Source organism: Desulfovibrio gilichinskyi (assembly GCF_900177375.1).
Classification (GTDB): Bacteria; Desulfobacterota; Desulfovibrionia; order Desulfovibrionales; family Desulfovibrionaceae; genus Maridesulfovibrio; species Maridesulfovibrio gilichinskyi.
In genome coordinates this window covers 256,944-269,344 of record NZ_FWZU01000004.1, presented here as the reverse complement: position 1 = coordinate 269,344, position 12,401 = coordinate 256,944, and the positions used below count along the sequence as shown (strand labels likewise).

General features: G+C 42.9%; 12 protein-coding genes. 8 read left to right on the top strand and 4 right to left on the bottom strand.

All coding sequences use genetic code 11. From position 1 onward, the window contains the following. Positions 1-59 precede the first annotated feature (59 nt). A complete protein-coding gene (locus tag B9N78_RS12750) occupies positions 60-1,043 on the top strand; it encodes an RHS repeat domain-containing protein (protein ID WP_085102868.1) in 984 nt (327 codons plus the stop codon). A 60-nt stretch (positions 1,044-1,103) separates the two neighbouring features. Then, positions 1,104-1,757, top strand: a complete 654-nt coding sequence (locus B9N78_RS12745) for a hypothetical protein (RefSeq protein ID WP_085102866.1) — start codon at positions 1,104-1,106, stop codon at positions 1,755-1,757. A 295-nt stretch (positions 1,758-2,052) separates the two neighbouring features. On the opposite strand, the gene B9N78_RS12740 is transcribed toward B9N78_RS12745, so the two are convergent. Next, positions 2,053-2,535 (bottom strand): hypothetical protein, encoded by a 483-nt coding sequence (locus B9N78_RS12740; RefSeq protein ID WP_085102864.1) that lies wholly within the window; start codon positions 2,533-2,535, stop codon positions 2,053-2,055. Positions 2,536-2,822: 287 nt separating this feature from the next. Between B9N78_RS12740 and B9N78_RS12735 the strand changes: the two genes are divergently transcribed. From B9N78_RS12735 to B9N78_RS12720, 4 genes are all read left to right on the top strand, one after another. Beyond that, positions 2,823-3,263 carry a universal stress protein gene (locus tag B9N78_RS12735; RefSeq protein WP_085102862.1) on the top strand — a complete coding sequence of 147 codons (441 nt, stop codon included), beginning with the start codon at positions 2,823-2,825 and terminating at the stop codon, positions 3,261-3,263. 172 nt (positions 3,264-3,435) lie between these two features. Continuing rightward, a complete protein-coding gene (gene hisC, locus B9N78_RS12730; RefSeq protein WP_085102860.1) occupies positions 3,436-4,530 on the top strand; it encodes a histidinol-phosphate transaminase in 1,095 nt (364 codons plus the stop codon). After that, on the top strand, positions 4,530-5,201 hold the full coding sequence (gene cmk / locus B9N78_RS12725) for a (d)CMP kinase (protein WP_085102858.1): 672 nt from the start codon (positions 4,530-4,532) through the stop codon (positions 5,199-5,201). Before hisC ends, cmk begins: the two co-directional genes overlap by 1 nt. 161 nt (positions 5,202-5,362) lie before the next feature. Further along, a complete protein-coding gene (locus tag B9N78_RS12720; RefSeq protein ID WP_085102856.1) occupies positions 5,363-6,805 on the top strand; it encodes an HAD-IIB family hydrolase in 1,443 nt (480 codons plus the stop codon). 100 nt (positions 6,806-6,905) lie between these two features. Here B9N78_RS12720 and glf read toward each other — a convergent pair whose 3' ends face one another. From glf to hflK, 3 genes are all read right to left on the bottom strand, one after another. Beyond that, positions 6,906-8,033: a UDP-galactopyranose mutase gene (glf, locus tag B9N78_RS12715; protein WP_085102854.1), complete on the bottom strand. Its 1,128-nt coding sequence runs from the start codon at positions 8,031-8,033 to the stop codon at positions 6,906-6,908. A gap of 116 nt (positions 8,034-8,149) precedes the next feature. Then, on the bottom strand, positions 8,150-9,007 hold the full coding sequence (hflC, locus tag B9N78_RS12710; RefSeq protein WP_085102852.1) for a protease modulator HflC: 858 nt from the start codon (positions 9,005-9,007) through the stop codon (positions 8,150-8,152). Continuing rightward, positions 9,007-10,083 (bottom strand): FtsH protease activity modulator HflK, encoded by a 1,077-nt coding sequence (gene hflK / locus B9N78_RS12705; protein WP_085102850.1) that lies wholly within the window; start codon positions 10,081-10,083, stop codon positions 9,007-9,009. Before hflK ends, hflC begins: the two co-directional genes overlap by 1 nt. 254 nt (positions 10,084-10,337) lie before the next feature. Here hflK and B9N78_RS12700 point away from each other — a divergent pair, with 254 nt between their 5' ends. Both B9N78_RS12700 and B9N78_RS12695 read left to right on the top strand, forming a co-directional pair. Next, positions 10,338-11,705, top strand: a complete 1,368-nt coding sequence (locus tag B9N78_RS12700) for a phosphomannomutase/phosphoglucomutase (protein WP_085102848.1) — start codon at positions 10,338-10,340, stop codon at positions 11,703-11,705. A 108-nt stretch (positions 11,706-11,813) separates the two neighbouring features. Further along, complete coding sequence (locus tag B9N78_RS12695; RefSeq protein ID WP_085102846.1) at positions 11,814-12,401, top strand: hypothetical protein; 588 nt, start codon at positions 11,814-11,816, stop codon at positions 12,399-12,401.

Below are 12,401 nucleotides of genomic sequence, written 5' to 3'. Positions count from 1 at the left end.
CACAGGTAATTTAAAAGCCCGTTCCTTAATTGGAACGGGCTTTTTTGTGGCCAAATTTTATGAAAAACGATCTCGGTCAGGTCACTAGGTATTCCTACTTAGAATCCGGTCTGCATCCCAAAGTCTTCACTTATGACGAAGAAGATAATCCTGTAAGCATGACCTACGAAGGCCAAACTTTTTTCTTTGCTACAAATCAGGTCGGCACAATTTTCATGGTTGCGGATGAAAGGGGTAATGAGATAAAGCGAATTATAAATGATTCGTTTGGAAATATATTGCTCGATAGCGGAGTCAGTCTGGATATATGTCTGGGGTTTGCCGCAGGTCTGACAGATAAAGATACTGAGCTTGTACATCTCGGATATCGTGAATACGATCCCGCAATCGGCAGATTCATAACTCCCGACCCGCTAGGATTTGCTGGCGGCGATGTGGATGTTTACGGGTATTGTCTGGATGACCCTATTAATTTTTATGATCGGACGGGGCTTGAGGGGAAGAGTGAGGGGAAAGAGCAAGGAGTCCCTGCCAAAGTGATCAAAAGAACTGGGCGAGCCTTATGGGAAATAGGCAGTCTTGCTGGTAGATCCGGATTGAAACTAGCAGGGGATGCAGGCTACGAGGCTTTTAAAAAAATCAGCCCTCTGGCCCACCCTGAAACAAAGAATGAAGCTGCGAAGTATGCCAAAAAAGTAATCCTTGGCGAAACATCTTTGGGACAGGAGCTTGTTAAATCAGGTCCGAAAATAGCCAAATCAACTAAAGAAGCTTGGAATAATATGATTGAAAAAGAAAAAGAAGCTGAAAAGCATCAGGATGAAATCAACCATAAAGTTTATTCAAGTAAATGGAGTGATCTATACAGTAAAAATTCAACTCTTCGCAAAGAACGGGCAAAGGCTATCCAGGATGCCGTAAGCCCATCTCTAAAGGGAATAGCTAAGGCCTATTTGGACACTCCTGATGATAGGTTTAGCCTTATACTTCCATATCTAAAACAAGTTAATAAAAAAATTAAAAGCGATAAAGCTAATAAATAAAATTGATACGAAAATGGGGCACTGTTCCAGCAGTGTCCTAAATCAATAGTGGAGTATTTAATGTCAAAAATATTATTCTATTTTTTTGATGTCCTAAAACAAAATTTTTTTTGCTTTATCGGTCTTTTTATATATTTAGTATTTAAATTTAAAAATTTAGAAGCATGGTATAGTCATTTAATCTTTTCAATTGCTATGTTTTCTTTAGTATTAAGTTTAATTAAAGACGGAAATGGATCATATAATTTGTTTAGAGTTTTTAAAAAAATGATTATTTTTTTTGTTATTATGCTTGTTTTAACAAATTTAACTTCATGGTCAGCTTTGCATATTGATATTTTTTTTAATACTTTCCGCGGACATCTTAACGATTTGCTATCACCATCAAGGACTTCTTCTGACTATGATATATTTTTTTATATACTCTCAAGTGTTACAGCCAAATCATTTCTTTTCGCATTATGTGCTTCAGTAATTTATATGGCAACAATACTCCAGATCTCTAAGTTCAAGTTCTTCTCCATGATATTTAAACCTTTTTTAATTAATTTTATGATTTTATTTGCAGTTAATAGTGCCTTCCTAATTTTATGGCACATTTCATATTCTAGGCAAATGTATGATCTATTATTATATTCAGGCGCATTGAATGAAGTTGTAAGTATTTTTCTTGTTTTGGCAATTGGCCGGATTGCTTATGAAAAATATAGTTAGCACTAAAATTTAAAATACTAATACGCCCCCCCCATCGGCAAGATCCACCACGCCCGCCCCACTAAGATTCACTGGCGCCGACATGGACGTTTATGGGTACTCTTTGGATGACCCTATTAATTTTCATGATCGGACTGGGCTTGCGGAAAAGAGCAAAAATACAAGCCTTATAGAAACATAAGACATAAAAAAACCGAACACCCATATGGAAGTTCGGTTTTTTGCGTAATTTTGCTTACGCTTACGGTGACATTAGAAGAATTATTATATTCTTCGGTGTTCAGTCAAAACGAGACTAAACGTAATCCCCGCGGTTAAATTTGATCTGTTCGGTCCTCGCCATTACATCCAGCTCATTGACAATACTGTGCAGTTCAGGATTTTCACTTGCTAAGCCCGGCCAATCCTTCTTGAGGGAGTCAACACCACCTTGAACACCTTCAAGAGCTTTGTACGCGCTTTTCAGTCCGCCTTCATCAGAAGAACTGAGTTGCTTTGTGTAATTTTCCATCTGCCCGAAAACATTCTCAATCTTGCCGATAAACTCACCTTCATCCACTGCTGCCGGCTGCACTGAAGCAACCTGCTGCATCTGAAGAAGGGGATTAATGGACTGAAGACCCGGAACGGTTGGTATGCTTGAATTCTGTTTGCCAGCAACTTGCTGGGTTTCTTGATTCAAGAACTCTCCAAACGCTGCCCCGTTTACCTTCTTAGTCTTGTTGGCTTGCTGCTGTTGTTGCTGCAGTGCCTCAATCTGATCAGGATTAATCTTCATCTTTTACTCCTCAGCCTTAGGTTTCACTCTAGTAATGCGAAGATCATGCCAAAGTCTAGACTTTCGACAACAGGCTGAATTAATGTAACTTTATATAAACACGAACCGGAAATTATTTCCTAGATCATAAAATAATCACAACCTATACCTTTTTTACCTGTTTTTATGATAAAACATAAGAAAAAGCTTGTCTATGTCACAGCGAATTCGTTATTGTTTAAAACAAAGAGATATTTGTATCATATAATTAATTTTTTTGCTTAACTTAATAATCTGGAGGTAAAGTTATGATTACCATTAAAAAGATACTCTGCGCAGTTGATTTTTCTGAATACAGCCCTGTCGTAGCAGACTACGCGTCAACCATTGCCAAGACTATGGGTGCTGAAGTTATTTGTCTGTATGTAGCTCCATCACTGGACCAGTATGTCGGGTTCCATGTTCCACCAAGTTCAATTGAAAATTTTGTTGGTGAAATTGTAACCGGAGCTGACGCTACTATGGAAACATTCATAGAGGAAAACTTCAAGGATTCTACAACAAAAGGACAAGTACTGACCGGGTACCCGGCTGAAGAAATTCTGTCATTCGCTAAAGACGAACATGTTGATATGATCGTCATGGGAACACACGGTAGAAAAGGTATTGACCGTATTTTATTTGGATCAGTTGCTGAAAAGATCGTTAAGGCAGCAATATGCCCTGTACTGACAATCAGACCGGAATAACACAGTCTCTAAAAGTTAAAGCTGATACGATACCGACAACTATCGAATCATAAACCTGCAAACAGCCCCTTTATCTATAACGGATAAGGGGCTTTTTTTTGACAAAAAACATGTTCCACACTACTAGAGAGCTTCACCATTAATAAATTATACAAAAGAAAAGGATATCAGCATGTCCCCTATCAAAGTCCGCCCTGACGTGATGGAGACCAAACCATACACTCCTGGACTTACCATTGAAGAGATCAAAGAGAAGTACGGTTTGGATACTGTTATTAAACTTGCAAGTAATGAGAATCCGCTCGGAGCCTCTCCACTCGCTCAAAAAGCAGTAATACGCCATGCACCTAATATTTTTCGCTACCCGCAAAATGGTAACCCCCGCCTGAATAAAGCTATTGCTAAGCGGGTAGGAGTTGCGGAAGAAAACATCATCAGCGGAAACGGCTCTGATGAAGTTATCGATCTGCTGATCCGAGTTAAGGCCGAACCGGGCCGTGATGAAATTCTGACCTATGAATCATGTTTCAGCATGTACAGTCTTATGTCCCGTCTTTGCGGCATAAGCTTCAAACAAGTACCGCGTGATGCTGGGCACAAACAGCCGCTTAAAGCAATGGCTGCTGCTGTGACTGATAAAACCGCCATCGTCTTTGTAACTACCCCTGATAATCCTACAGGACTTGCAGTTACAACAAAAGAAGTCCGCGAGATGGCTATGGCTATTCCAAAGCAGACAATTCTTGCCATAGATGAAGCATATATTGATTTCGCTACCCCGGCAGAAGAGTACGACATGCGCCCTTTGCTAAGCGAATTTCCGAATATCGTCCTGCTCAGAACATTTTCAAAAGCCTTCGGTCTTGCAGGTATGCGCGTAGGTTTCGGTATAATGAGTTCTGCCCTTGCCGGGTACATCAACCGTGCCCGTGCCCCTTTCACCGTCAGTATCCTTGCCGAAGAAGCTGCCATAGCAGCACTCAGCGACGACGCTTTCTACAATGAGACTCTAAACGTTGTGCATCGCGGCAGAAAGCTCTTTACAGACGAGATTAAAGGTATGGGATGCGAAGTTCTACCATCTCAGTCCAATTTTATTATGTTCAAGCCCACCAGTAACGCCGGTGAAGTTTTTGAAGAGCTTCTAAAACGCGGAATAATAGTTCGTCCGCTTAAAAGTTTCGGACTTGGCGAATACATCCGCGTAAACATGGGCACTGACCGTGAAAACAAAATATTCCTAGAAAACCTAAGGGAGCTTCTTTAGTGGCAACTCCTTTCATTATCACACTTGACGGACCGGCCGGAGTAGGAAAATCCACTCTTGCAAAGCAACTCGCAGATCATTTTGAGATTGCTTATCTCGACACAGGTGCAATGTTCAGGGCAACAGCATGGAAGCTGGGCGAAGGTTCATGGAACTGGGACAGCTCTAGAATTGAAGAAGCCCTCAAAAGTTTTTCATTCACCCTGTCCGGCTCCGGAAGTAACTCCGTGCTCAGCCTTAACGGTGTACCCTTAACAAATGATATCCGCACTGAAACTGTGGGCATGTGGGCTTCTAATGTTGCCAAAATACCTGCTGTGCGTGCTTTTCAAAAAATTGCCCAGCGCAAGATAGGGGAAACGACATCCCTAATTGCGGAAGGCAGAGACATGGGAACGGTTATTTTCCCGCAAGCTCCCTGCAAATTTTTCCTTGATGCAGACCTTGAAGAACGTGCCCGCAGACGCTTTTCACAGCTGGAAGAAATGGGCAAACCAGCGGATATGTCTGAATTGCTTGATCAGATCAAGGCAAGAGATGATCAGGACCGCAACCGTAAAGAAGCCCCTTTAAAAGCAGCAGACGATGCAATCATCGTTGATACGACCACGCTTGATATTGATGGCGTCTTTGAAAAACTTGTCGCGGAAGCAAAAAAAATATCTGCTTAATTCATATCTATCAATTTCAATATATCAAGCCGCTTGAATATAATCGTTCAAGCGGCTTGATTCTTTTGTAACAAAAACGAAACTTGACTTTACCGGACACGCCATTACCAAGTGAACTGAACACAAAACATATACTTAAGAACAATTAATCGGAGAATTCCGTGAATCTTTCCTGTAAACTCAAAGAATTATTACCCAATATAACAAAAACAGAACCCCAACAGTTAACCGAAGGTCTTGCAGGATCTTTTTTCCCAGAAGGATCGACTCGATTTGCACATATGCAGCAAGCCTCGAAAACGGCTGAACGCATTGCCAAACAGACAGGACTGAGAAATGAAGAAGCTGACAGGTTGATAACTGCAGCCCTGTTTCATGATGTGGGCTACTCTGAAGAACTTAAACAAACCGGATTCCACCCTTTAGACGGTGCGGCCTTCCTTGCCCATGCCGGAGCGCAGGAAGAAGTCATAGAAGCAGTTTTATGGCATTCCAGCACAGCGCAGGATATTAAAGCCCTGCCTGAAATTAATAATATTTATAAGCAGTTCCCTGAGCCTTCTGAAAACAACAAAACGCTAAAAGGTGTAAGCTACTGCGATTTCCGCACTTCTCCATTGGGCGAATCTTATACATTCGGCCAAAGAATTGTGGAATTCAGAAACAGATTCGGAGATAATGCCTACACACGCGGTGCAACCAAATGGACGCTCCCTATTGTGCGTGAAACACAAGCCGAGTATATTAAATCCATTTCCAGCCTGCACCGGACGACTCTCCCTTGGGTTTTCTGCGATATTGACAGCACGCTTATTTACCCGGGCCAAAAGATCAACACAGAGACAACCCAAGCCGTAAACAGGTTTATTGCCGCAGGTGGAAAGCTGTCCCTCATTACCGGAAAACATCTTATCAGCATTCACTCTTTCCTGCGTGAAATGAACCTCGAAGGACCGCATTCCGGGGTTAATGGTTCGATGCTCATGACAAACGATTCTATAACATCTTACGGACCGACAGTTGAGAGTTACAAAGAAATTGAAGATATTCTGCTTAAAGAAGGAATCCACTATGCCAGCTATGTAGCTGAAGGAATATGGACTAGATCCCCTTTAACAGATGACGAAATTCAGTCTTACAACCATGTCGGTGAGATTCTTCCGCAACCTGGTGCAACCCCGGACAACAGCAAGGTTTTCAAAGTCCTGACCTTCTCACACAAAAATGATACAGCAAGATGCACTTTTGTCAGAGACCTTGCCGCAAAGTACGATCTTGCCTGTGTGCGCACAGCTAATGAGTTTCTTGAGATCGGCCCCAAAGGACACGGAAAACACGCCGCGGCTTTGCATATTATGCATGAAGCTGGGTGGCCGGATTTGAACAGCATCTCCATCGGTGACAGCGAAAACGACTTAACCATGTTCGGTTCCACCGGACTCAGTGCGGCAGTCGCCAATGCGACTCCTGACGTTCTCCCTGCTGCGGACCTTCATATTCCTGCATGCACGGACAACGGCGTGGCTCAACTGCTTAATGCGCTGGTAGATTCAGCAAAAGACGGATGCTGGGCAATTCCTGACAAATGGGTAGCCGGATATTAAGAAAAGCACATCGTTTTATAAAAAAATTCACTAAAAATATCCCAGCCCTGAAAACTTCAGGACTGGGATATTTTATTAATTCCCTTTCAATCAAAAATCCTTACCCCTTCAAAACCTCATCGCAAACCTCAAGAGCCGCTAACACGGCTTTATCCATGTCGTAGTATTTGTACTGCCCTAATCTGCCTGTAAAATGGACACGCGGCAGCTTTTCAGCTTCGGTTTGATATAAGGCAAGCCTATTACGGTCCTCTGCTGTATTGACGGGATAATAAGGCTCTTCTCCTTGTTTCCATTTCACGGAGTACTCACGGGAGATAACCGTTTTACCGCTTCGGTTTTCTCTTTCAGGATGCAGGTGCTGGTATTCGTGAATGCGGGTATATGGAATATCAATATCGGCGTAGTTCATTACCGCTGTCCCCTGATAATCGCCCACGTGTTCAGTCTCATACTCAAATCTGAGTGAACGCCAAGTAAGTTCACCGTGGCAATAATCAAAAAAGCGATCAACCGGACCGGAATAGTAGACGGTACAATCTTTAGAAAGTTCTTTGCGGATATCGAAAAAGTCTGTCTTAAGCTGTACCGTGATAAGTTCATGATCCAGCATATTCTCAAACATCTTGCCATACCCCTCGTACGGCAACCCCTGATAGCGGCAGGTAAAATAGTCACACTCGTAAGTATGACGAAACGGCAGACGTGAGATTATGTCGGCAGAGAGTTCACGCGGGTCGCATTCCCATTGCTTAAGCGTATACCCTTTGACAAAAGCTTCATAAAGATCTCGACCGATGAGGCTGACAGCCTTTTCTTCCAGATTCGCAGGATCAGTTATGTTTTCTTTTTCGCTTTGCTTTTGAATAAATCCTGCAACTTCATGCGGGCGTAAACTTAGATTAAAAAAAGAATTAATCGTCTGTAAATTCACTGGCATGTGATAAGTGCGGTTCTTATATGTAGTCAGAACCTTATGGCGATAGCTGTTGAACTCGGTAAAACGGTTCAGGTAATCCCAGACCCTGCGGTTTGAAGTATGAAAAATATGTGTTCCGTAGCTGTGTACTTCAATATTTGTTTCAGGATCAAAACGGCTGTAACAGTTTCCTCCGATGTGATCACGGCTGTCGATAACCAGCACTTTCTCGCCGCAATCTTCTGCAATGCGCCGCGCTATGACTGATCCGGTTATCCCTGCCCCGACAACAACATGCTTATGCAACATGACTTTAGCTCCAATATAAAAAAAGGTTCCTCAAGAAACAATATTCTTAGAGAAACCGCAGTGAAATGCGGGAGGAGTCCTTTATAACTCCTCCCGCATAGTAATTACATTTTCTACTACTTCATATATTTCAAGAAAGGATTATCCATTGACATAATAATCCGTGTCTTATCCTTGAAAGCAGCTTCATATGCATCGAGAGACTTCTTGAATTCATAGAATTTAGGGTCCTTCCCGAAGCTGTCCGCGTATGTTTTAGTAGCGATTGCGTCACCCATACCTCGAAGGATTTCAGCTTTGAGGTCGGCATCTGCCAGAGTGATCGCCCTTTCTTTATCAGCTTGCGCGGTAATGCGGGCTGAGGCTTCATTCCCTTCTGAGCGATACTGTTTTGCCATACGCTCACGTTCAGCCCTCATACGTCCGTAAATAGCACGGGCGTTTTCGGCAGGCAGGTCTGTCCGCTTAATGCGCACATCATTAACCTCAATACCGTAAGCTGAAACAAGTGAATTAGATTTCTCAGTAACCTCTTTCATAATAGCGGTACGGTCACTGGAGATAATCTCAATCAAGGTATATCCGCCTAGAGCAACTCTAAGTTCCGCATAGATGATATCATCAAGACGGGCCTGAGCGCGAGGAATAGAAGTAACAGTGCGATAAAACTGCAAGGGGTCGGTAATCCGCCACTTGGAGTAGTTATCCACAACCATATTCTTCTTGTCCTTAGTCAGAATTTCAGCTGGGCGAGCGTCATACTCAAGTAAGCGGGAATCAAAATAAATAACGTTCTGAACGAACGGAAGTTTAAAATGAAGCCCCGGTCCAAGCGGGCCGGCTTTAGGCTTACCAAGCTGCAATACAATTGCTTTCTCAGTCTGCTTAACAATAAATGCACTTTGCGCAATTCCAAGCACAACGATAATAAGTAATATTGCCAGGGGAGCGGAGCTTTTTTTAAGTAAACTCATTACTTTTCCCCCTTTTTATTATTTACAGCATTCACGGGGAACGAATCTCCGTCCAATGAGAGGAACGGCAATGCTCTTTTAGCTGCACTGTCTGAAAGAATAACTTTAGTCACTTCAGGATTAGAAAGAATGTTTTGCATTGTTTCCAGATACAAACGTTTAACTGTAATATCTTTAGCTTTTGAATATTCAAGATAAACAGCCATAAATCTCTTAGCCTGTCCTTCCGCTTCAAGCACTTTAGTTTCCTTATACGCTTGAGCTTTATTCAGGATAACAGCAGCCTGTCCACGGGCTTTCGGCAAAATATCATTACGATATGCTTCAGCTTCGTTGATGTAGCGGCTTTTATCTTCACGGGCACTTGCAACATCCTTAAATGCGTCCACAACCTCAGCCGGTGGATGCACATTCTGAAGCTGCACGGCAAGAACATTTACACCAAGCTTATACGAATCCACAATGGACTGTAGTAAGATTCTGGTTTCTGTCTGAATCTGCAGTTTACCGGTAGTAAGAGCCAATTCAATTTTGGTCTTACCGATAATTTCTCGCATGGCTGCTTCGGCTGCATCCTGAATAGTCTTATCCTGACTAGTTACCTCAAAAAGGTACTCAACAGGGTCTTTGATCTGGTATTGAACGATGAATTGAACATCAACGATGTTTTCATCACCTGTCAACATCAGAGATTCTTCAGGAACATTCCGGGACTGCCCCTGTGTAAAAGAGCGAGAAGATCCAATAGAACGGAAACCGACTTCCACACGCCTGATGCGTGTTACCTGCGGTTTCATGACCGATTCAATAGGAATCGGAAGGTGGTAGTGCGGCCCGGGACCGGTTGTGGTAATATACTTACCAAACCGTGTTACTACGCCGACTTCATCTGGCTCTACAATATAGATCCCTGAAAGGAACCACAGAGCAATGATGCCGATTATAACGTATTTCCCGCCCGGCAAGCCGGTTCCGCGGAATTTTTTGATCGTGGAATTTATTTCATCCACTCCCGGCGTTTTAGAGCCAGAGTTCCTCTGCCGTTGTTCTGATAGTTTATCCCAGTCCCAGTTCATACTAATTTGATATGCGAGCAAAGGGTTCAGGTCAAGGAAGATCGGACATTAAGCAAAAAATTTGTCAAAAAATAACAGTATAACTTACTACTGTTAAAGCTTAAAAAACAAATATTTTGCAGCATACATGCATATAATACAGACAGTAACCATAATTGACATGGCAGCAATTAATGTTTTTACCTGCACATGAATTACGATTACCATCAACTGGCCGAATTAACTGATCACAGATCTTCTGGAGACTTAAGCACATGAAAGCTGTTAACAAAGAAATTTTCAGAGCATACGACATCCGCGGGATTGTAGATGTGGATTTTGACGAAGAGTGGGTTGAAAATCTCGGTCGCGCCTGCGGAACGTGGTTCAGAAGCAAAGGCTGGGACCGCGCTGTTATCGGTCATGATTGCAGGCACAGCTCTCCGGCTTATCAGGCGGCCATTCTACGCGGTCTGAATATGTCCGGAGTTGACGTTCTTTTCCTTGATCTTGTCCCAACCCCTGCATTCTATTTCGCAGCAAAAAAACTGAATTACAAAGCCGGAATAGTAATAACCGCCAGCCACAATCCCCCTGAATTCAACGGTTTCAAAATATGGGGAGAAGACACAACTATTCACAGCGGCGACATTCAAGATATTTACAAACTCATGAAAAGCAGAGATTTCATTGACGGAACAGGAATAGCCTCTTTTCATAATATCATTCCGTCTTACATTGAAGATCTGCTTTCAGGTATAAAGCTGAAACGGTCCGTAAAAGTTGTGTTGGACGGCGGTAACGGAGCCGGAGGACATATCGCTTTGGAACTGCTCACCCGCGCAGGGGCAGAGGTTGTACCGCTGTACTGCGAACCTGACGGAGATTTCCCCAACCACCACCCGGACCCTGTGGTTGAAGCTAATATGGGCGATCTGCTTAAAGCCGTTGTAGAACATGGAGCTGAAGCCGGAATCGGACTTGACGGTGACGCAGACAGGATAGGAGCCGTTGATGAGACTGGAAAACTGATGCCCGGAGATCGCCTTTTAGCCGTCTATGCACGGGACATGCTCAGCAAAATACCCGGTGAAATGGTGATCGGTGATGTTAAATGCAGCCACTTGCTGTTCGAAGATATCAGCAATCACGGCGGCAACCCCCTCATGGCGAAAACAGGCCATTCCATAATGAAATCCAAGATGGCTGAAACCGGCGCAGGACTTGGCGGAGAAATGAGCGGGCATATCTTTTTTGCCGATCGCTTCTACGGCTTTGATGACGGTTTATACGCAGCTCTTAGGCTTATTGAAATTCTTTCACAGGAAGAAAAAACACTTTCGAAGATGCTTGGAGACTGGCCTGAAACTTTTTTCACCCCTGAATTGCGCATCGACTGTCCTGAAAATATTAAATTTAAACTTGTAGAGCTTGCAACTGCTGAACTGAAAAAAGAATACAACGTTATCGACATTGACGGGGCCAGAGTTGTTTTCGACGATGGATGGGCACTTATCAGAGCTTCAAACACTCAGCCTGCTTTGACTCTGCGCTTTGAAGCATCTTCACCTAAACGGCTACAGCAAATGCGAGATATAATTGAATCACTCCTATCCCGTTTGACTGAAGAACTCCGTCCCTAATTCACTCTGACTTTTACAGCCCACTCAATACTTGCTATTATAGTGGCATACAGCTTCGTTAAGCGTGAGACTCAAGTAATTTAGCAACTAGTGAAGAAGGAATATAAAATGATTCTTAATTTTGCTCCGCAGGGAAAAACACGCCAAGAGAAATTTTTGAGGTTTCTCGGAATGATTGCAGTTTTTATAATTGTCGGATGGGCTTTCTGGCAAAACAATGAGCGCACACTTGAAAAGCTTCAAGGACGAAACGCAATTTGGGATCAAACCAAAACTTTGAGCGATGCTGATCGACAATATATAAAGGGATTTATAAGAAGTATGCGTTCAGAATTCGGTGTAAAAACAAAAATTCACATCCTGAATGACCAAATCACGGAAGTTGTACCTGAACAAAATGAGATGCTTATCACCCTCTCACCTGCGTACGAACAAGTTTCATTAAAAATTCCGGGGCTTGTTGCTCACGCACTAGGTAAAAAATTTATTGATGACCTTGAGCATAATCATTTTACAGGAAAGTTCAAAAACGATACGTGGCCTGTGGCCTTACAAACAGCTCTTGCCATGATCTGGCAAAAATTAATCAGCGTAGACAATTCCTTGCCCAGCGAATATGAGCAGCAAGATATTTTACAAAATGGCGAAGCCCGCGGCAAAGTCGACGTACCTGAGCCGCCTGCAATAACACAATAA